18 protein-coding genes are annotated in these 19097 nt (G+C 63.9%); 11 read left to right on the top strand and 7 right to left on the bottom strand.

Translation table 11 applies throughout. The features are described from left to right. On the top strand, nucleotides 1-527 hold a 527-nt coding region (locus VSR34_RS22920), incomplete at its 5' end, for a haloacid dehalogenase-like hydrolase (RefSeq protein ID WP_342963639.1). Nucleotides 528-963: 436 nt separating this feature from the next. On the opposite strand, the gene VSR34_RS22915 is transcribed toward VSR34_RS22920, so the two are convergent. Further along, nucleotides 964-1734 carry a class II aldolase/adducin family protein gene (locus VSR34_RS22915; RefSeq protein WP_342963638.1) on the bottom strand — a complete coding sequence of 257 codons (771 nt, stop codon included), beginning with the start codon at nucleotides 1732-1734 and terminating at the stop codon, nucleotides 964-966. A 438-nt stretch (nucleotides 1735-2172) separates the two neighbouring features. On the opposite strand from VSR34_RS22915, the gene VSR34_RS22910 reads away from it, so the two are divergent. From VSR34_RS22910 to VSR34_RS22900, 3 genes are all read left to right on the top strand, one after another. Next, nucleotides 2173-3081 carry a YihY/virulence factor BrkB family protein gene (locus VSR34_RS22910; protein WP_028231071.1) on the top strand — a complete coding sequence of 303 codons (909 nt, stop codon included), beginning with the start codon at nucleotides 2173-2175 and terminating at the stop codon, nucleotides 3079-3081. Between the two features lie 443 nt (nucleotides 3082-3524). Continuing rightward, nucleotides 3525-3722 carry a CsbD family protein gene (locus VSR34_RS22905; RefSeq protein WP_342963637.1) on the top strand — a complete coding sequence of 66 codons (198 nt, stop codon included), beginning with the start codon at nucleotides 3525-3527 and terminating at the stop codon, nucleotides 3720-3722. A gap of 359 nt (nucleotides 3723-4081) precedes the next feature. Continuing rightward, the gene (locus VSR34_RS22900) at nucleotides 4082-5995 is read left to right on the top strand and encodes a glycosyl transferase (protein WP_342963636.1); all 1914 of its coding nucleotides are present in this window, start codon (nucleotides 4082-4084) and stop codon (nucleotides 5993-5995) included. 532 nt (nucleotides 5996-6527) lie between these two features. Here the strand turns inward: VSR34_RS22900 and VSR34_RS22895 are convergent. Together VSR34_RS22895 and VSR34_RS22890 are read right to left on the bottom strand one after the other, a co-directional pair. Continuing rightward, nucleotides 6528-7301 carry a slipin family protein gene (locus VSR34_RS22895; RefSeq protein WP_342963635.1) on the bottom strand — a complete coding sequence of 258 codons (774 nt, stop codon included), beginning with the start codon at nucleotides 7299-7301 and terminating at the stop codon, nucleotides 6528-6530. Further along, the gene (locus tag VSR34_RS22890) at nucleotides 7298-8815 is read right to left on the bottom strand and encodes a nodulation protein NfeD (RefSeq protein WP_342963634.1); all 1518 of its coding nucleotides are present in this window, start codon (nucleotides 8813-8815) and stop codon (nucleotides 7298-7300) included. The genes VSR34_RS22895 and VSR34_RS22890 overlap by 4 nt, the downstream gene beginning before the upstream one ends. A 183-nt stretch (nucleotides 8816-8998) precedes the next feature. On the opposite strand from VSR34_RS22890, the gene VSR34_RS22885 reads away from it, so the two are divergent. After that, nucleotides 8999-9181, top strand: coding sequence for a hypothetical protein (locus VSR34_RS22885; RefSeq protein ID WP_342963643.1), 183 nt, complete (start codon nucleotides 8999-9001; stop codon nucleotides 9179-9181). 91 nt (nucleotides 9182-9272) lie between these two features. On the opposite strand, the gene VSR34_RS22880 is transcribed toward VSR34_RS22885, so the two are convergent. Continuing rightward, nucleotides 9273-9398: a hypothetical protein gene (locus tag VSR34_RS22880; protein ID WP_255217806.1), complete on the bottom strand. Its 126-nt coding sequence runs from the start codon at nucleotides 9396-9398 to the stop codon at nucleotides 9273-9275. Nucleotides 9399-9640: 242 nt separating this feature from the next. Between VSR34_RS22880 and VSR34_RS22875 the strand changes: the two genes are divergently transcribed. Then, nucleotides 9641-10675, top strand: a complete 1035-nt coding sequence (locus tag VSR34_RS22875; RefSeq protein WP_051391169.1) for a 2-hydroxyacid dehydrogenase — start codon at nucleotides 9641-9643, stop codon at nucleotides 10673-10675. Between the two features lie 420 nt (nucleotides 10676-11095). Further along, a complete protein-coding gene (locus VSR34_RS22870) occupies nucleotides 11096-12844 on the top strand; it encodes an ABC transporter ATP-binding protein/permease (protein WP_342963633.1) in 1749 nt (582 codons plus the stop codon). A gap of 225 nt (nucleotides 12845-13069) precedes the next feature. Here the strand turns inward: VSR34_RS22870 and VSR34_RS22865 are convergent, their stop codons facing one another. Further along, nucleotides 13070-13492, bottom strand: a complete 423-nt coding sequence (locus VSR34_RS22865; RefSeq protein WP_342963632.1) for an organic hydroperoxide resistance protein — start codon at nucleotides 13490-13492, stop codon at nucleotides 13070-13072. 40 nt (nucleotides 13493-13532) lie between these two features. Next, nucleotides 13533-13781 carry a DUF4148 domain-containing protein gene (locus VSR34_RS22860; RefSeq protein ID WP_028230955.1) on the bottom strand — a complete coding sequence of 83 codons (249 nt, stop codon included), beginning with the start codon at nucleotides 13779-13781 and terminating at the stop codon, nucleotides 13533-13535. A gap of 416 nt (nucleotides 13782-14197) precedes the next feature. On the opposite strand from VSR34_RS22860, the gene VSR34_RS22855 reads away from it, so the two are divergent. Together VSR34_RS22855 and VSR34_RS22850 are read left to right on the top strand one after the other, a co-directional pair. Next, nucleotides 14198-15241, top strand: a complete 1044-nt coding sequence (locus tag VSR34_RS22855; protein WP_028230954.1) for an alpha/beta hydrolase — start codon at nucleotides 14198-14200, stop codon at nucleotides 15239-15241. A gap of 92 nt (nucleotides 15242-15333) precedes the next feature. After that, entirely contained in the window at nucleotides 15334-15741 is a 408-nt protein-coding gene (locus VSR34_RS22850; RefSeq protein WP_342963631.1) for a GFA family protein, read from the top strand. A gap of 76 nt (nucleotides 15742-15817) precedes the next feature. Here the strand turns inward: VSR34_RS22850 and VSR34_RS22845 are convergent, their stop codons facing one another. Continuing rightward, nucleotides 15818-16381 (bottom strand): thioredoxin family protein, encoded by a 564-nt coding sequence (locus VSR34_RS22845; RefSeq protein ID WP_342963630.1) that lies wholly within the window; start codon nucleotides 16379-16381, stop codon nucleotides 15818-15820. Nucleotides 16382-16676: 295 nt separating this feature from the next. Here VSR34_RS22845 and VSR34_RS22840 point away from each other — a divergent pair, with 295 nt between their 5' ends. Together VSR34_RS22840 and VSR34_RS22835 are read left to right on the top strand one after the other, a co-directional pair. Then, nucleotides 16677-18458 carry a cytochrome c biogenesis protein DipZ gene (locus VSR34_RS22840; RefSeq protein WP_342963629.1) on the top strand — a complete coding sequence of 594 codons (1782 nt, stop codon included), beginning with the start codon at nucleotides 16677-16679 and terminating at the stop codon, nucleotides 18456-18458. A 270-nt stretch (nucleotides 18459-18728) separates the two neighbouring features. Beyond that, the gene (locus VSR34_RS22835; protein WP_028230950.1) at nucleotides 18729-19076 is read left to right on the top strand and encodes a DUF4148 domain-containing protein; all 348 of its coding nucleotides are present in this window, start codon (nucleotides 18729-18731) and stop codon (nucleotides 19074-19076) included. Nucleotides 19077-19097 lie beyond the last annotated feature (21 nt).

Here is a 19097-nt window from a genome sequence, read left to right as displayed (position 1 = left end):
GCATTCACGAAGAGATACGCGCGGTGATGCACACGCTGCGCGCGAACGGCATCGACGTGTACGTCAGCACCGCGTCGCTCGACGACGTTGTGCGCGTGTTCGCCGGCAATCCGAACTACGGCTATGGCGTGCCGCCGGAGAACGTGATCGGCATGCGCCTGGAGATGCAGGATGGCAAGTACGCCAGCCGATACAAGGCCGGCTGGCACTTCAACTATGGTCCGGGCAAGACCGTCGGCATTCGCGGCGTGCTGGAGTCGAAGAAAGGCTACGGCCCGCTGCTCGTGTTCGGCGACAGCGACGGCGACGCGTGGATGCTGCGCGACTTCAAGGACACCGCGGTCGGCGTGATCGTCAACCGGATGAAGAAGGGCGAGATCGGTGCGGACAGCAAGCTGGCGGCCGGGCAGATTGGCAACCCGAACGCGCGCTTCCTCCTGCAGGGCCGCGACGAGCACACCGGTCTGATGATCCCGGACGAGAAGTCGATCAAGTACGGCAAGACGGAGCGCAAGCTGCTGGCCTGACGCGCGTCGACCGGCAGTCCGGCGCCGGTTGGCGAAAATCCGGCGCCGGACCGGGTAGCGCGTTCGGGGAAGCTCCACATGCAGGCAGCTGCGCGTCCAGGCATCGAATGACCGTTGACCGCTGTGGAACCGTCATCTGGATGACCGACGAACAATACCGGCGATCGGCCGTTCCTGGCCGAGAGCACCAATCGACCAGTCTCCAGAGACCGGACGTTGATATCGTCGAAGGCAGTTTTCGGGCTATTGCCGTGAATGTGTAAAGTCGGCCAGAAACGGGCGGTGATAATGTTCGGTGCGACGACTGCTTGCGAAGCCGTGACCAGCCGTTCGCCCGCGGATTCGGCAGACTGAAGAGACGCACGCCGCTAGAAGACCACGCGCGAGCGGCCTGGGTTTCGTAGCACTCGGCTTCCCGATTTGTCCGCCGCCGAGGTTACTGAACCAGGTCCGGGTCACTCAGGATGATGTCGTCCCACAGTGTTTGAAACGACAGCCAACCGAACTGCGGTGAACCAAGCACCGAAGCCAGCCATCTCGCGTCATCGGGGGCCCACAATGACGGCTCCCCGCAAGCTTGCGCAATCAGTTGCGCTTCGCAGCAACGGTTCATCAACACGAACCACCATGCCGCCTCATCTACGGTCTGTCCGGTTGTAAAAATGCCGTGGCCCGCGTGGATCGCCACCAGTTTGTCGCCGAAACCTTTGGCAAAGCGTGCCGCCGCAGTTCGGTCGCGCACGACACGGGGTTCGAGGATTAATGCCTGCTGTTCGAAGAATACGCACGCGTCCTGTGTGATCGGATCGAGCAGCCGTTCGAATGCGGCCCACGTCGACGCATGCAGAGCGTGCGCGTGGCACATCGCCGATACGTCGGGTCGCGCCTGATGGACGGCCGTGTGCAGCAGCAGTCCGACTGGGTTCACCATCCCGTCGCCCTGTACGATCTGACCTTCGTGATTAACCTGCACCAGGTGCGAGACGCGGACCTGGTGCAAGGGGATGCCGACTGGGTTGACCCAATAACGCTCCGGCACTTCGGGATCGCGCACGGTGATGTGGCCGAGCAGGCCCTCCGAGTAGCCACGCCGTCCGAAGATGCGGCAGGTTGCAGCTAGCCGCTGCAACACGTGCACTCGCTCTTCGTCTGTACTCTCGAACACTGGCCGCGAGCGGCTTGCAAAGTTCTGGACACCAATCTGCATGCCTCCCACCTCCCTGATGTTTGTCAACGGCGCGAACTCGGACCGGCGAGGTTGGTGACGACGTCATTGCTACCGTGAGCGCGGTTCAAGGCACACATGCGCAGACGGTCCATTGCTATTGCAAAGCCCCTGGTCTACGGCTGCTTCGCGTTTGCCGATCATCAGTTACTTTAGAAAGAAGGCCGAGAAAAAGATAGGCGACGGCGGTAACTGAGAGGCCGAAAAGGGGTCATTCACAGCCCGACGAGCGACACACGCCTGGGTAGTTCACGCGCGACGCGCTGTCGGCGAACGGGCGTGCGGTGCTGATGCGCGCGGCTGCAATGGCTTGGTACCTGGAGTGACGGTGCCGCGGCTTGCACGGAGGTGAACTGCGCGCGCCGCGTTCAACGCGTACGATGAGGGCGGCGCGAGTGCAATGAACGAGCGGAGCGTGATATGAATCCAACCGACGAGACAGGCAAGCGCGCGTTGCGCTTTGTTGCGGCGCATCCAGCGCGATTCCTGTTCCAGGTCTGCACCGCGTTCCGCAAAAACCAGGGGCTGCTGCTCGCGGGCGCGATCGCCTATTACGCGTTGCTGTCAATCGTGCCGCTCCTCATTCTCGTTGTAATCGCGTTCGGTCACTTCATCGGTGAGCAGTTGCTGTTCGACACGCTCGGGCGTCTGCTCGAATGGCTGATACCGGGGCAGTCAAAAGCACTCGTTCGCGAACTCGCGACTTTTTTCGAGCATCGCTCCGTGGTCGGCTGGTACCTCGTCATCACGATGATCTTTTTCAGTTCGCTTGCGTTCTCGGTTCTGGAGAATGCCCTGTCAATCATCTTCGTGCATCGCGTTGAGGTCCGGCGAAGGCACTTCCTGCTGTCGGCAATCCTGCCCTATCTATTCAGTCTGTCACTAGGTATCGGTGTGCTGCTTGTGACGCTCGTCTCCAGCGGCCTGCGGGCTGTCGCAACCGGTAGCATCGATCTGTTCGGCCATGGGGTGTTACTGACAGGCGTGACCCGCGTCGTGCTCTATCTGTGTGGCCTTGCGGGCGAGATATTCGTGCTGACGGCAATCTATTTTGTGATCCCGAGGGGGCGCACGACACTGCGGCATGCGGTCGTCGGCGCGGTCGCGGCCACCGTTCTGTGGGAAATCACAAGACGCGTGCTGGTTTGGTACTTCGCGAAGCTTTCGCAGGTGAACGTCGTCTATGGGTCGTTGACGACGGCGATTGTTGTGCTGTTCGGCCTCGAAGCGCTCGCGACGCTGATGTTGTTTGGCGCGCAACTGATCGCAGAATACGAGCGCCTCAATACGCGCGGCGACCCTCCAGCGGAGTCGATGGAAACGGTCTGACCAGCGGCAGCGCGTTGAGCACCCTCGTTGTGACTTCAACCAGTCGGCACGATGACACCGTAGTTTCCGGGTGCCGACGAATTCCACGCGTATTCGCAGTCCTACCAGCCGCACCGTCAAATGCGGTGCAGTGATGTCAACGGCATGTTAGCAAAGCAGCTTTCCCCTGGACCGGACAGCGGACATGGCTGTGCAAAATATCCGGTCGTGTCTTGTGCTGGTCAGTGAGAGTTTCGAGGACGGCACCTCGACGCTTTCCGGAATGTTGAAGGTGAAATCACGTGCTTTAGTCGCCGCACCGTTTTTCCAATCAGGCCGTGAGCGCGTTGCGCGCCAGCCCCCCGCACCGGACGGTTCGCGTAGCCAGGATGAGCAGAGACGGCAACAGGGGGCACGCCACTTGCTGCCATGCCGTCGTTATCACGTCGCTCCTGGAGCACACGATGAATGAAGACAGGATTAAGGGCCAGTGGAAACAGCTGTCCGGCAAGTTGAAGGCCAAGTGGGGCAAGCTGACCGATGACGATCTTGCGGTGGCCGAAGGCGACAGCGAGTATCTCGTTGGCAGGATTCAGGAGCGTTACGGAATCGCGCGCGACGAGGCCGAGCGACAGTTAAGGGACTTCGACAGCATGCTATGACCCGGACAGGCGCGCCGCTGGCGAGACGCCGATGGCCGCTTGACTTCAGGAAGTGCCTCTCAGAAGCGCTCGATCCACCGTGCTATGTGGGTGGCGGGTATGCCTTTGCATGACGCGCGCACGTGAGGCGATCGTCGCGCTCGACCGTCGGGCGCTAGCGTTCCCGTCGATCAGCCGAAAAGGGCACTTGCGCACTGATTCCGCCGCCCCATCCGCTCCTCTGTAATCGTCCGTAATAAGCGGGGACTACAATCGCAGCCCTGTGACGTGCAATCGCGGGCGACGTAGTGCCTGAACATCAGCCCACCCACAAAGGGCGAGCAGAGACTTCCTTGACGCAAGACAAAACAACCGCGCGCATGCCAGTGCACCGCACGGACTTGCCCGGCAGTGAAAACGTCGCCGCGAAGCCCTTCGCGGCGAGCCCGCCCGCAGGCCACATCGACGACGCAGGCGATCGCGCCGTGCCCGCCATCCGCCGCCCGCTCGCGCTTGCCGCCGTCCGCTGGCTGCTGTGGCTCGCCGCCGTCGCGATACTGAGCGCGTGGCTGCTGCCTGGCACGCTCGGCCACCAGCCATGGAAGCAGGACGAGACCTATACGTTCGGCATCATCCAGCACATGCTCGACACCGGCGATCTGATCGTACCCACCAACGCCGGTCAACCATTCGTCGAGAAGCCGCCGATTTACGACTGGGTTGCCACCGGCCTCGCGTGGATGTTCGGCCGCTATCTGCCGCTGCACGACGCGGCGCGTCTCGCGAGCGTGCTGTTCGGCAGCTTGACCCTCTTCTGCACGGCACGGATCGTACGGCGCGCGGTGGCAGCGTCGAGCTGGTTCGACCTGCGCGTGATCGGCACGCTTGCGTTGTTCGCCGGCACGCCCATCGTCGTCAAACACGTACACGACCTGATGACCGACGTCGCCTTGATGGCGGGCGCCGCGGTCGGCTTCTGTGGTTTGTTCGAGTTGGTGTTGGTCCATACAGGCGATGGCGCTGATGCCGCTCAAGCAGAGCCGCCGCCCGACTCTGATGGCCGGCGCCACGCGATCATCAGCGCCGCAGCAATGTTCGGCGCGGGTGTCGGCGTATCGCTGCTCGCCAAAGGCCTGTTCGTGCCTCTCGTTTTCGGCGCAACCACCCTCGCGCTGCTCGCGCTGTATCCCGGTTGCCGCAGCCGCAGGTTTGCGGGCGCGCTCGGCATTGCGCTGCTGGTTTGCGCGCCGTTCATACTGATCTGGCCGATCTGCTTCTATCTACGCTCGGAAACGCTATTCAAAGTCTGGCTGTGGGACAACAACGTCGGGCGCTTTCTGGGTTTCTCGGTGGCCGAACTGGGCTCCAGGAACGAAAGCCGCCTGTTCGTTTTGCGCACCATTCTGAGTGTCGGCTTTCCGGTGGTGCCGCTCGCGCTGGCCGCGCTCGCCCGCGGCGCATGGCGGCGCTGGCGCGCTCCGGAAGTGGCATTGCCGGCGATCTTCGCGGGCATCGGCTTCGCCGTGCTGCAAAGCTCGGCGACGGTGCGCGAGTTGTATATCCTGCCGTTCATTGCGCCGCTCGCGTTGCTGGCGATGCAAGGCGTCGATGCGCTGCCGCGCCGTCTGCATGCGAGCTGGGATATGGCGAGCCGCGTATTGTTCGGTAGCGCGGCGGCGCTCAGCTGGAGCATCTGGTCGATCATGAGCAGTCCGACGAACTCTCATGCCCAACTGCATCTGCTCGGCCGATGGCTGCCGCTCGACTGGGTGCTGCCGGTCAAACCGGTGCCGATCGCCGCCGCGCTGCTGATGACGTTCGGCTGGCTATGCCTGCTGCCGCTCCTCAGGCGTACCGTCAAATGGCGCGGCGCGCTGAGCTGGTGCGCGGGCGTGATACTCGCGTGGGGACTGGTGAGCACATTGCTGCTGCCGTGGCTCGATTATGCGAAAAGCTATCGCTCGGTGTTCGAAGAGTTGGGCGCGAAGATGAATATCGCATGGAAGGACGGCGACTGCATGGCCAGTGCGGGACTCGGTGAATCCGAAGCGCCAATGCTCTACTACTATACCGGCATCGAGCATCGGCCGAGCGCGGATACGCGCAACACCGAGTGCACGTGGCTGATCGTAGAAAGCCGCCGCGACAATGCGCGTGCACCGGCGGGCGAATGGCGCCTGTTCTGGTCGGGCGCGCGGCCAGGCGACACGGATGAACTGCTGCGGGTGTTCGTGCGCACGCCGGCGGCTGCACCAAGGGGTGGCAAAGGCGGTAGTGCGGCGCATCTTCGATGACTTGCGCGCGTGGCATGGCGATGGCCGTCTCTTCCTGGCCCTGACTGTGGCCAACATCGCCGGGAAGCCAAGCCCCCCATCCGCTTCGTGCAGAAGACCGTAGCGGCCCATAAAGCGGTCATTTGTCGCATCGCGGGCGGCCGACCGCTCTGGGTCGGGAAGACCCCCTCATTGACAGCGAGAAAGCCATTCGCCGACGCTGGTTCGCGGACGGCAGCAAACCAACCTGCAGCCGACGCACAGCCACCCATCGCCGAGCGTCGGTTATGGCCGACCAGCTGCCGGCCGGCTCAGTCAGGCAGCCTGACATGCCGGTATCGCTGACGGTATCAACTTCCGAAGTCATCTTGAGATGTATGGCTTCGGCGATCTTTTTAAGCAGGCGGCGCTGATTCCGATGCGGCCCACCTACGGCCGTTGGGTGCCGGGCGGCGGTATCGCTGACGGGATCGGCGGCCGCCAGGTTACGCTGCAGCGCAATATTCAAGTGCGCTGTCGAAGGCGCTCGAGGGACGCAGCGCGCGTTGGCCGCTCAAGGCTCGCGTGGCATGCCAGCGCGCTCGGTGAGCGCGTTGAGCAGCTCGATCGGCAGCGGGAAGACAATGGTCGAGTTCTTGTCGGCGGCGATCGTGGTGAGCGTCTGCAGATAACGCAGCTGCATGGCCTGCGGCTGCCGCGCGAGGCACTGCGCGGCCTGCAGCAATTTTTCGGACGCCTGCAATTCGCCTTCGGCGTGAATCACCTTCGCGCGGCGCTCGCGTTCGGCTTCGGCCTGGCGGGCGATCGCGCGGATCATCGTTTCGTTGAGGTCGACGTGCTTGATCTCCACGTTCGACACCTTGATGCCCCATGCGTCGGTTTGCGCATCCAGTACCTTCTGGATGTCGGCGTTCAGTTGCTCGCGCTCGGCGAGCAGGGCGTCCAGCTCGTGCTTGCCGAGCACGGCGCGCAGCGTGGTTTGCGCGAGCTGGCTCGTCGCATCCATGTAGCGTGCCACCTGAATCACGGCCTTTTCGGGGTCCACCACGCGAAAATAGACCACGGCGTTGACCTTCACCGACACGTTGTCGCGCGTGATGACATCCTGCGAAGGCACGTCGAACACCACGGTGCGCAAGTCGATGCGCACCGCCACCTGCACGGCGGGGATGATGAGCACGAGGCCCGGTCCCTTGACCTTCCAGAAGCGTCCGAGCATGAACACGACGCCGCGCTCGTACTCCTTGAAGATGCGAATGGACGAGAAAGCGACCAGCACCGCCAGCGCGATCAGAAGACCTGTGAAGCCGAACGTGTAGCCGATCATGAACGTTCTCCCTTGTTGTATGTCGTGTCGTGAAGCGGCGTGACGGTGAGCGTGAGACCGCTGCGCGCGGTGACGCGCACGCGGCTGCCGGCGCCGAGCGGCGCGTCGCAGGCGACGCGCCAGCGCTCGCCGTGCACGCGCGCCCAGCCCGTGGAAAGCGCCGCGTGGCCGGGCCGCGGATCGGGGTGCAGGCCCTCGTCGATGACTTCGCCAATGCTGCCCACCATGGCCTCCGCGCCGGTCACCACGGGCCGCCGCCGCGCCCGCAGCGCGACGCTGGATACCGTGGCCACAAAGGCCGCACCGCCCAGCGCGAGGCCCGCGATGAGCGGTATCGGGATGCCGTAGCCGGGCACGCTGGTGTCGATCAGCATGAGCGCGCCAATCGCGAAGGCCACGATGCCGCCGAAGCCGAGCACGCCGAACGTCGGCAGAAACGCCTCTGCGATCAGGCACGCGAGACCGAGCAGCACGAGCCCGAGGCCCGCGTAGTTCACGGGCAGCAGCTGCATGGCGAACAGGCCGACCAGCAAGCAGGTCGCGCCGGCCACGCCGGGCAGCACGAAGCCGGGGTTCGCGAACTCGAAGAAGAGCCCGTAAATGCCGAGCGTCAGCAGGATCAGCGCGACGTTGGGATCGGCGATGATCGAGAGGAAGCGGTTGCGCCAGTCGGGTGCGACGACTTCGAGCGGCGCGTGCGCGGTGGCGAGCCGCAGCGTGCCCGCCGTGGTCGTGACGGTGCGGCCGTCGAGCTGGCGCGCGAGGTCGGCCGGGTCCCGAGCGATGAGGTCGATCACGTGGGCGTCGCGCGCTTCTTCGTCCGAAAGGCTCACCGCCTCGCGCACCGCGCGCTCCCCCCACGCGACGTTGCGCCCGCGCAATTGCGCGAGGCCGCGAATGTAGGCGGCGGAGTCGTGCATGACCTTGCGGGCTTCCGTTGTGGCGTTGTCGTCGGCATGCGGAGACGATGCGCCCGAGGCCGCCTCCGGGCCGCTGACTGGGCCACCCGGACCACCGGCCGGGCCGCCGGCACCGCCCACGCCGAGCTGGACCGGCGACGCCGCGCCGAGATTGGTGCCGGGCGCCATGGCCGCGAAATGGCTTGCGTAGACGATATAGGTGCCCGCGCTCGCGGCGCGCGCGCCGCCCGGGGCGACGAACGCCGCCACCGGGACGGGCGAGGCGAGAATCGCCTTGATGATCTGCCGCATCGACGTGTCGAGGCCGCCAGGCGTGTCGAGTTCGAGGATCGCGAGTGGCGCTCGCTTGTTCGCGGCGTGCTCCAGCGAGCGGACGATGAAATCGGCGCTCGCGGGCCCGATCGCGCCGTTCACGGTCATGACGACGACAGGCGGCCCTGCCGCCGCGAACGCGGCAGTTGCCGCCAGTGCGGCCCACGCGAGGAGCAGGGCGACGCACAACACAACGCGGGCAAGCCGCGCCGCGAGCGGATGGTGCGGATGAAAGTGCGGCGCTTCGTGCGCCGCGGCATGCGAGGGGCGATGAGCGCGCATCGTGAGTCCTCGACGTCCGGTAGGCCGCGCACGCTGGCGCGCGCTGCGATTCGCAGATGGGGCAACAGCCGATACGTCAAGATTAGGCGCTTTCCGCGCAAAGCGCGAACCGACCGCGAAGGGGGTAGAACCTCACGCCGAACGTCGCTTTGCGCAAACGGGCGCAAGGCGCAGGCGCGCTAGATGGAAATCTACGCGGGGAGGGTGGAGAGCCTCGACAACAACATCGGACTCCTGATTCAGTACCCGGAGGATAACGGCGAATACGGCGACCGGAACGCCTCAATGAGCAACGTAGGCGGCGTCGAACCGTTGCATCCGCAAGGTTCCTGTGCGCGCGTGAGCGTGGGGCGCGAACGTCGGTAGCCAGATCTGGCTGAGCGTCGCGTGGCACAGGACACTGCGACTCGTCCTCCGGCTCGGGCCGCCTGGGACGCTTGCTGCTTTCAGGCGCGGATCAGTACCAGCGGCGCTGGGCTTCTGCGAGCAGTTCGCAGTATTCGAGGTGCCGGTTCAGCGCCTCGACGCTGAGACGACGCAGTCCAGCCAGGATTCGAGCCACATTTTCGACGATTGCACCCATGATTTCCTCTCAACTAGGGGTAGTTACCTAAGGGATAACCCTTAGCATTATAAGGATCTCGGGCCAGAATGCAAGGCGCGATCTTGTATCGCACTGCGTCTGGCCGTGCGCCCGACAACCGTGCTGGCGAAAAAGCGCGTGCGTGCAGGTACCATGAGAATTCTTCTGTGCAGGACTCTCGGGTCCTCGCAGCTACGGTCCGCTCACGACCGCGCCTCTCATCCAGCCAGCATGAGGTCAACATGCCGGAAACCCAGATCCCCACTTCCGCTCGCCCTCGCATGATCCTGTTCAGCGCCCGCCAGTACGACATCGACACATTCACCGAAGCCAACGCAGCGTTCCAGTACGAACTGCACTTCCAGGAATCGCATCTCGATGCCGATACCGCCGTCCTCGCCGACGGCTACGACGTGGTGTGCCCGTTCGTGAACGATACGGTCGATGCCGCCACGCTCGAGCGCCTCCACAAGGGCGGCACGCGCCTCGTCGCACTGCGTTCGGCGGGCTTCAATCATGTCGATCTTGCGGCGGCGCAACGCCTTGGCATGACGATAGTGCGAGTGCCCGCCTATTCGCCGCATGCCGTGGCCGAGCATGCCGTCGGGCTGATCCTCGCGCTGAACCGCAAGTTGCCGCGCGCCGTCTCGCGTACGCGCGAAGGCGACTTCTCGCTGACCGGGCTGCTGGGTTTCGACCTGTATGGCAAGACCGTCGGCGTGATCGGCACGGGCATCATAGGCCGCTGTTTCGCCCGCATCATGGCGGGATTCGGCATGCAGGTGCTCGCGCACGATCCGGGCACGCCGGCCGCCGACCTGCTTGCGCTCGGCGCGCGTTACGTCCCGCTCGATACCCTGCTTGCGCAATCAGACGTGGTCAGTCTTCATTGCCCGCTCCTGCCCGCGACCCGTCATTTGATCAATCGCGAGGCGCTCGCGAAAATGAAGCGCGGCGCCATGCTCATCAACACCGGCCGCGGCGGGCTCGTGGAAAGCCGCGCGCTCGTTGACGCGCTCAAGAGCGGCCAGTTGGGCCATCTCGGCCTCGATGTCTACGAGGAAGAGGGTGGCCTGTTCTTCGAGGACCACTCGGATGCGCCATTGCAGGACGACGTGCTCGCGCGACTCTTGATGTTTCCGAACGTGATCGTCACGTCCCACCAGGCGTTTTTCACGCGCGAGGCGATGAGCGAGATCGCGCAGACTACGCTGAGCAACGTGGAGGCCTGGCGCAGTGGCGCGGCATGCAATCTCGTGGAAGCGCCGCACGGCTAACGCGGTGCCGGCGGCACGAAGCGAGAAAGCGCGAAGCAAGCCGGAAAGCAGCAAGCGGCGCGGCGCGGTGAAAGAACCATAGAGTCCAACCCAGGAGACCCGGCTTGGTGATGCGGGTTGACAGCTAACGTCCTGGCCCCTGGTTGGTGTGACCGTCGATCTCGCAATAGCGAATAGCGGCCCTGCTCGGTGACAGGCGCTTCGGCCAGTTCAGATAGTCGCCGCTACCCCGGCGTTCGGCAACGCGAGGGGCATGGGCGGACGGAACGGTCGCACCCTACAATCATCATGTCCGCCGGATGCATCCGATCGGGCGCGAAAGCGCGCGCGCAAACGCTGCAGCGAGACCGCCGTGCATGCATAAATCGGACAATTACCCCGTGCACCCGGTCCGCTTTCATCGCGCGTTAAGAGGCGCTCATGAGCAATCCACCTTCTGGCGCTGCGCCCAGGGAAACAGACAGTATCTCAGCCTGGAGCCTGATCAGGCCGTACTGGGTCTCGGAGGAACGCCGAACCGCGTGGGGCCTGCTGATCACGATCATCGTCCTCGACCTGCTGCTGGTCGGCATCGACGCCCGATTGAACACGTGGAACCGCGACTTCTATAACGCGCTGGAAGGCAGGAACGTGCGCGAATTCCCGCAGCTGATGCTGGTTTTCAGCGCGCTCGCGTTCGCGTTCGTCGCGATTTCCGTCTACAACCGCTATCTACGCCAGATGCTCGGTTTCCGGTGGCGCCAGTGGCTGACCACACGCTATCTGGAGGAATGGCTGGCAGACAAAACCTTCTACCGCATGGAGCGCGACCGGCTCACCGACAATCCTGATCAGCGGATTGCCGTCGATCTCGGGGCACTCGCCACCACCACACTTTCGCTCACACTCGACCTGCTCTCGACGCTCGAGACACTTGTCTGGTTCTCGACTGTCCTATGGATCACCGGGGGCGCGCTGGCAGTCGTGATGGGCGGCACGCCCGTCGAGATCCCTGGCTACATGCTGTGGGCAGCCATTTTCTATGCGATCGCCGGCTCGGTTCTGACGAACAAGGTCGCTCATCCGCTCGTGTCGATCAACTACCAGATGCAGCGCGTCGAGGCGGATTTTCGGTTCGGCCTGATCCGTGTGCGGGAAAACGCCGAACAGATCGCTTTCTACGACGGCATGCGGGCCGAGGAGCGCATCGCCCAGGATCTGTTCGGCCGTATCCGCGACAACTGGTGGCGCGTGATGAAGTACACGCGGCGCTACAGCTTTGTGCTCAACTTCTACGCTCAGATTGCCGACATCTTTCCGATCGTGGTGGCGTCGCCTCGTTATTTCGCGGGCGTGTTCAGTTTCGGCACATTGATGCAAATCGCCGATGCGTTCGGTTCGGTCAGCGAATCGCTTTCCTGGTTCATCAACAACTACGACACGCTTGCGCAGTGGCGCGCGACGGTCAACCGTCTGTGCGAGTTCAGGCGCGTCGCGCAGCAACCGCATCTGAAGGAATCCGTGTCGCCCGCTACCGAGCATGGCGGCATCAACTTGCACTACGTCGACGAGAGCCGGCTCACCACGCACAAACTCACGCTTGCGCTGCCCAACGGCGAGACGCTCGCGAGCGTGCGCGACATTGCTGTCAAACCTGGATCGCGCTGGCTCGTGCGCGGGCCATCCGGATCGGGGAAAAGCACGTTGTTGCGCGCATTGGCTGGCCTCTGGCCGTTCGGAAGCGGCTCGATCGACGCACCTGTGAACGCCCACACGATGTTCATACCGCAGCAGAGCTATCTGCCGGCTGGCACCTTGAAGAGTGTGCTCACGTATCCGGCGCCGGACACCCGCTTCAGCGACGCAGCATGCCGCGAGGCGCTGCATCTGTGCCGGCTTGCGGACTACGTCGAGCGAATGCACGAGTCCACCAACTGGTGGCGCATTCTTTCTCCCGGCGAGCAACAGCGGCTGGCTGCTGCGCGCGTGCTGATACAAAAGCCCGACTACGTGTTCCTCGACGAAGCAACGAGTGCACTCGACAGCGAGAGCGAAGCGCATCTGTATCATCTGCTGACCGAACGATTGCCGAATGCCGCAATTTTCATTGTCACGCACCGCAAGTCGCTTGCTGAATTATTCCACCACGAGACCCTCGATATCGCGCGAGCGTGCGAGCACACAGTGTGATAGCCACGTGCGCCGTCGACGTGACTGGTTGACCGCAGACTATGTGGAAGTACACGTGACGAATGTTGAAGCGAGAGGAATCCAGTGTTTGATTGCCAGGATTGCGGATGGCGCAAGCGGAGCGTTCAATTCGCGGGGCATGACCGGTTGGACCGAGCCAGTCAATCATCGGCTCGATAGGGGCGTCCAATAGCCATCCCCGCTTTTTTCTCTACTGCCCGCCATTCAAGCTTCAATCACTGCCAGCGTGACGTCGATATTGCCGCGCGTCGCCTTCGAATACGGGCACAGCTGATGTGCGGCTTCGACGATGCGTTGCGCCGTCTCGCGATCGATGCCGGGCAGGCGCACATTCAGGCGCGCGCGCAGCTTGAACGCGTCGTCGCTGTTGATGAGGTCGATTTCGGCGTCCACCGCCACGTCGCGGGGCAGCTTCGCGCCGATCTTGCTCGCCGCGCGGCCCATGGCGCCGATGAAGCAGGCCGACCAGCCCGCCGCGAACATCTGCTCCGGGTTCGTGCCCGGCGCACTCGATCCGGGCGGCGAGAGCTTCACGTCGAGCCGTCCGTCGTCGCTGCGCGCCGCGCCGTCGCGGCCGCCGGTGGTGTGAGTCTTGCCGGTGTACAGCACTTTTTCTGCTTGATTCATGGTGGTTATCTCCTGAGGGTGGATGTCGTGATGGCGTGAATTAGCTGCCGCGATACAGCTGCTGGATCGCGGCGAGCTGGCCGTCGTGCTGCGCCTGAACCAGTTCCTGACGAACCTGTGCACGCGTGATTCTTGCGGTTGCGGCGTTGCTGGCAGGCGTCCAGGTTTGGGTCTGTTGAACCGGGGCCTGCGCTGCGCTCGCCTGGGCGGGCATGGCTGCGAAAACCGGCGCGGCTGCAACAAAAGCGGCGCTGGCGGCGAAAGCGAGGGCGAGCTTCGATACGTTCATGGCGTTCTCCAGAGAAGGTTTGGTTGATCCGTCCGGTCATCAGCAAGTTCCGGCGTTGATGCATTACAACCACCGGACGTATCTGCCGTGTTTCATGAACGCCGCGTTTTGCAAGGGTATGTATCTCGTCGCAGCGCCTATACATGGCGATACAAACCTGTTGCGCTTCGCATCGCGCAGACGCTTTTTGATTCGCTTTGTGTCCGCGCCCGAACGAGACACATTGGGATACAAAGCGGTTTCCCGGCTCAGGTATAAAGTCACCGAGGCGTTTTGCCCACCGCCACCAGCGCGCAATCGAGCGATTCAGGCGATTCGACTGATTCAAAACGATTCTCTCGCTTTGCGCTTGCTGGCGGATCAACGAGGCCAAGCCGTCAGGGCGCGGCCTGCATGCACAACAAGGAGAAGTGGTCATGTCAGATCCGGTCAACGTTCGGCGTCGTCGCCTTCTCGGCACTTCGCTTGCAGGCCTCACACTCGCGGACTTCGCATTCGGCGGTCTCGCACACGCGCAGTCGTCAGGCGGCACGGAAGGGAACACGCGCACGGGCAGTAGCGCATCGTTCGGCGCGATCAAGCAGATCGACGCGGGCCTGCTCAACGTGGGCTATGCCGAGGCGGGACCGAAGCATGGGCCGGTGGTATTCCTGCTGCATGGCTGGCCGTACGACATCTATAGCTATGTCGAGGTTGCGCCGATGCTTGCCGCATCGGGTTATCGCGTGATCGTGCCGTATCTGCGCGGCTATGGCAGCACGCGCTTTCTTTCGGCCGACACGGCGCGTAACGGCCAGCAGGCCGTCACGGCGATCGATATCGTCGCGCTCATGGATGCGCTGAAGATCGATCAGGCGATATTCGGCGGCTACGATTGGGGCGCGCGGACGGCGAACATCATCGCGGCGCTGTGGCCCGAGCGCGTAAAAGGGCTCGTTTCGGTGAGCGGATATCTGATCGGCAGCCAGGAGGCCAACCGCAAGCCGCTGCCGCCGCAGGCCGAGTTGCAATGGTGGTACCAGTTCTACTTCGCGACCGAGCGCGGCGCGCAGGGCTACGCCGTGAATCGCGACGCCTTCAACAAACTGATCTGGCAACTCGCGTCGCCAAAGTGGAACTTCGACGACGCCACTTACGAGCGCAGCGCCGCGTCGTTCCAGAATCCGGACCACGTGGCGGTCGTGATTTCCAACTACCGCTGGCGGCTTGGGCTCGTGCAGGGCGAAGCGAAGTACGACAGCATCGAGCAGCGTCTCGCCGCCGCGCCGTCCATCACGGTGCCGACCATCACGCTCGAAGGCGACGCCAATGGCGCGCCGCATCCGGCGCCCGCCGCTTACGCGAAGAAGTTTACGGGCAAGTATCTGCACCGGAATATCGACGGAGGTATTGGCCACAATCTTCCGCAGGAAGCGCCCAAGGAGTTTGCGCAGGCGATTTTGCAGGTCACGCATCTGTGAGAGGGGCGTGATGAGAGGACTCCTGATTCACGATCGATGACATAATCAAGCTACCGTCATAAAACCGGGTGTAAACGGATCAGGAGAACCTCATGCAGCGGACATACCGTGGAAGTTGCCATTGCCAGTCGGTGAAGTTCGAAGCCCTGATCGATTTCAGCAAGGGCACGGGCAAATGCAATTGCAGCCTCTGCGGCAAGTTGCGGCTCTGGCTCGTCCAGGTTCGTCCGGAAGCATTCGTTCTGCTCGAAGGCGAAAGCGCACTGATGCAATACGAGGGGAAAAACCCGGTCGCCCATCATCCGTTCTGCAAACACTGCGGCGTGCATGTGTTCGACCGGATCGATATGCCGAATGGAACGGGCCACCCGTACGTCAACGTGAACATCATGTGCATCGACGACTTCGACTTGAACGAGGCCTTGAACGCACCGATTTCATACGCCAATGGTCTCGCGAACGATTGGGGTAATCCGCCTCGCGAAACGCGCCATCTTTGAATGGCAGTGCTGCTGCCGGCAACACATGGGGTGACGACCGCCGCCGCCCTTGCCAACGGGCGGCGGCGCGACGCCATTATCCTTGCTTGTCCTGAATGCCAAGCAGGCTGCGAATCTTCTGCTCGGTCTGCTCGTATTTCCCCTCGCCGAAGTGGGTATAAACGAGCTTGCCGTTCTGGTCGATGAGATAGACGGCCGGCCAATACTGGTTGCCGTACGCATTCCACGTCGCATAACCATTGTCCTGAGCGACCGGGTACGTAATCCCGTATTTCTGGATCGCTTTTTTCAGGTTCGCGGTGTCGCGCTCGAACGAATACTCGGGCGTATGCACGCCCACCACCACGAGTCCCTTGTCGCGATAACGCGCATCCAGTTCCTTGATGTGCGGGATCGTATGCACGCAGTTGATGCAGTCGAAGGTCCAGAAGTCGACGAGCACCACCTTGCCGTGCAGTTGTTTCAGATCGAGCGGCGGGCTGTTGAGCCAGGTATTGATGCCGGTGAAGTCGGGAGCCTGCGCGCCCGTTTGCAGCGCGGCCGAGCCGCCGGGCGGCTCTTCGCTTGAGGCGTACGCGGCAAGGCCGGCGGAGGCGGCGAGGCCGATTGCTACAGCGGCAATCTTGAGACGAGAGGTCATGAGGTGTTCTCCGTGTGTGGACCACGAGCGTATTGGAACGCTTCCGCGTATCTGGCTCGTGTCCCGGCGGCGGCACTGTTGCAACGTAATGTGTCGCGGCCGCGGCGCGATACGAAGAGATACAAATCGTGCGGACGCGAGAGCGCAGCGTCCGGTTTGTATCCGTCCTTGTCTGCGCCTCCGTGTGACACATGACGATGCATGAAGCACGCATTCCAGACATGCCCGCGATACATGAGCGCGCTGCAATACCGCACATGGCAAGTCCGCCGACATTCGTCTGGAGACCGAACTCATGTTACTCATCGTCATCGCGTTTGTGGGCGGTGCGTTCACCGTCCTGAGCCCGTGCATCCTGCCGGTCGTGCCATTCGTGTTCGCGCGCTCCGATCAGCCTTTCCTGACCGGCCGCCTGCCGTTGCTGCTCGGCCTCGCGCTCACGTTCGCGCTGCTGACGGGGCTTGGCGCCGCTGGGCTGAACGGCGCCGCGCAGTTGAGCCAGTATGGACGCTATATCGCGCTCGCGCTCTTCGCCGTGTTCGGCGCGGCGCTGCTCTTTCCCGCGCTGGCCACGCGTCTGTCCGGTCCGCTCACGGCGCTCGCCGACCGTTTCATGACGCGCTCGCAAGACGATGGCGCCTCCCGCCGCATCGGCTCCGCCGTGCTGCTCGGCGCGGCGACGGGGCTCCTCTGGGCGCCCTGCGCCGGGCCGATCCTCGGCCTCGTCCTCACCGGCGCGGCCCGGCATGGCGTGACCTGGCAGACGTGGGCCGCGCTCGCGGGCTATGCCTTGGGCGCCGCCAGCTCGCTCGCGGTGGTGGCGGCCCTCGGTCAGCGCGCAATGGCCGCGCTCAAGCGCTCGCTGGGACTTGGCGAGCACGTGCGACGCGCGTTGGGCGCGCTCGTGCTTCTCACCGTCGGCGCGATCGCGCTGGGCGTGGACACGCGCCTGCTCGCGTTCGTGCCGGGCGCGCCGACTAATGGCGTCGAATCGCGCCTCGTCGGTTTGCTTGCGACGTCTGCCGCGGCGAGAACGGCGAAGGCTCAGGCTTCCGCGCAACGCGCCCCGATCGTTCGCGTATCGATGCCGACCCCCGCATCCGCGCTGCCGGTGGAAGGCCGCCTGCCAACGCTCGATGGCGCGAACGCGTGGCTCAATTCCGCGCCGCTCACGCCAGACGCGCTGCGCGGCAAGGTCGTGCTGGTCAACTTCTGGACCTACTCGTGCATCAACTGTTTGCGAACCTTGCCGTATCTGAAGACGTGGGCCGACCGCTATCGCACTGACGGCCTCGTGGTGATCGGCGTGCACACGCCTGAATTCGGCTTCGAGCACGACGCGGGCAACGTCGAGCGCGCGCTGGCGGACTTGAAGATTCGCTATCCCGTCGCCGTCGACAGCGACTACCGCATCTGGCAAGCCTTCGGCAACCAGTACTGGCCGGCGTTCTATCTCGTCGACGCGGAGGGCCGGGTCCGCTATCACCACTTCGGCGAGGGCGACTATGCGCAGGCGGAGCAGGCGATCCGGCAGCTGCTGGCGGACAACGGCCGCGCGATGCCCGCGGCTGCAACGCAGGCGCAGCAGCAGGCGAGCGGCGCGCTGGCCCCCGCGGACCCGCGCGACATCGGCTCGGGCGAAACCTATGTGGGGTATCGCGAGGCGCAGGGCAACGCCAACCCGCGGCGCGTGCAGCCCGATACGGCCGCGGCCTACACGTTGCCTGCGCAGCTCGGCTTGAACCAGTGGGCGTTCGGCGGCCAGTGGAACGTGGGCGCCGAGTCGGCCGTGGCAGGCGCGGCGCAGGCGGGCATCGTCTATCGCTTCCATGCGCGCGACCTGCATCTGGTGCTCGCGCCGGGCGACGACGGCAAGCCCGTGCGTTTTCGCATTCGCATCGATGGCGCGCCGCCTGGCGCCGCGCATGGCGCCGATGTCGCCGCGGACGGCACCGGCATCGCCACCCGCGCGCGGCTGTATCAGCTCGTGCGCCAGTCCGGCTCCATCGAGGATCGCACCTTCGAGATCCGCTTCCTCGACCCGGGCGTGCACGTCTACAGCTTCACGTTCGGATGAGCGGCGCATCGCGCCGCCCGAAGCAGACAACGCCGCCGTGCCTTCGGCAGCGTTTGCTTTGCGCTGCACGGTTCGGTGCCTGAGAGGTTTTTGTAGCGCAATGTATCTGCCCACGAGTCGGACACGTTCGGATGCAAATGCGCCCTGAACGCAAACACGGTAGATACATCGCGGCGTTCAAATACCTCTACGCCAGCTCGATACACCGCTAGCGCCGAACCGAATCAGCCTTGATTCAAATTGCTGTCCACCTCACTTCTGGAGAATGTCATGAAAGCCCTCAAGCTCTTCGCCCTCGCTGCTCTCGCCGCCGCCCCGGCTCTCTCTTTCGCCCAGTCGAACGAGCCTGTCACGCGTGCCCAGGTGCGCGCGGAACTCGTCCAGTTGCAGCACGCGGGCTACAACCCGGCAGCCGACTATACGCAATACCCGAGCAACATCGAGGCGGCGCTGGCGCGCGTGGAGGCAGTCCAGGCCCCTTCGCAAGCCGCCTCGTCTTCGTACGGCGGCGTCGTGGGCGCATCGTCGGAAGCGGGCTCGACGCATCGCGACGCCCACGCCGCGCGCGGCGCGCAGGACGATGTGCCCGGCCTCGGCCCGATCTACGCGCATTCGTAATCGCGTCCCGACAACGAGAGA

The organism is Paraburkholderia sp. JHI2823 (genome assembly GCF_038900695.1).
In the GTDB taxonomy this organism is placed as follows: domain Bacteria; phylum Pseudomonadota; class Gammaproteobacteria; order Burkholderiales; family Burkholderiaceae; genus Paraburkholderia; species Paraburkholderia mimosarum.
This window is presented reverse-complemented; position numbering and strand designations above follow the sequence as displayed.

Bases quoted from the DNA above. Each gene is read 5' to 3' on its own strand.
- VSR34_RS22915 (WP_342963638.1), bottom strand. From the start codon at position 1,734: ATGCAGATTGGTGTCCAGAACTTTGCAAGCCGCTCGCGGCCAGTGTTC.
- VSR34_RS22910 (WP_028231071.1), top strand. From the start codon at position 2,173: ATGAATCCAACCGACGAGACAGGCAAGCGCGCGTTGCGCTTTGTTGCG.
- VSR34_RS22905 (WP_342963637.1), top strand. From the start codon at position 3,525: ATGAATGAAGACAGGATTAAGGGCCAGTGGAAACAGCTGTCCGGCAAG.
- VSR34_RS22900 (WP_342963636.1), top strand. From the start codon at position 4,082: ATGCCAGTGCACCGCACGGACTTGCCCGGCAGTGAAAACGTCGCCGCG.
- VSR34_RS22895 (WP_342963635.1), bottom strand. From the start codon at position 7,301: ATGATCGGCTACACGTTCGGCTTCACAGGTCTTCTGATCGCGCTGGCG.
- VSR34_RS22890 (WP_342963634.1), bottom strand. From the start codon at position 8,815: ATGCGCGCTCATCGCCCCTCGCATGCCGCGGCGCACGAAGCGCCGCAC.
- VSR34_RS22885 (WP_342963643.1), top strand. From the start codon at position 8,999: ATGGAAATCTACGCGGGGAGGGTGGAGAGCCTCGACAACAACATCGGA.
- VSR34_RS22880 (WP_255217806.1), bottom strand. From the start codon at position 9,398: ATGGGTGCAATCGTCGAAAATGTGGCTCGAATCCTGGCTGGACTGCGT.
- VSR34_RS22875 (WP_051391169.1), top strand. From the start codon at position 9,641: ATGCCGGAAACCCAGATCCCCACTTCCGCTCGCCCTCGCATGATCCTG.
- VSR34_RS22870 (WP_342963633.1), top strand. From the start codon at position 11,096: ATGAGCAATCCACCTTCTGGCGCTGCGCCCAGGGAAACAGACAGTATC.
- VSR34_RS22865 (WP_342963632.1), bottom strand. From the start codon at position 13,492: ATGAATCAAGCAGAAAAAGTGCTGTACACCGGCAAGACTCACACCACC.
- VSR34_RS22860 (WP_028230955.1), bottom strand. From the start codon at position 13,781: ATGAACGTATCGAAGCTCGCCCTCGCTTTCGCCGCCAGCGCCGCTTTT.
- VSR34_RS22855 (WP_028230954.1), top strand. From the start codon at position 14,198: ATGTCAGATCCGGTCAACGTTCGGCGTCGTCGCCTTCTCGGCACTTCG.
- VSR34_RS22850 (WP_342963631.1), top strand. From the start codon at position 15,334: ATGCAGCGGACATACCGTGGAAGTTGCCATTGCCAGTCGGTGAAGTTC.
- VSR34_RS22845 (WP_342963630.1), bottom strand. From the start codon at position 16,381: ATGACCTCTCGTCTCAAGATTGCCGCTGTAGCAATCGGCCTCGCCGCC.
- VSR34_RS22840 (WP_342963629.1), top strand. From the start codon at position 16,677: ATGTTACTCATCGTCATCGCGTTTGTGGGCGGTGCGTTCACCGTCCTG.
- VSR34_RS22835 (WP_028230950.1), top strand. From the start codon at position 18,729: ATGAAAGCCCTCAAGCTCTTCGCCCTCGCTGCTCTCGCCGCCGCCCCG.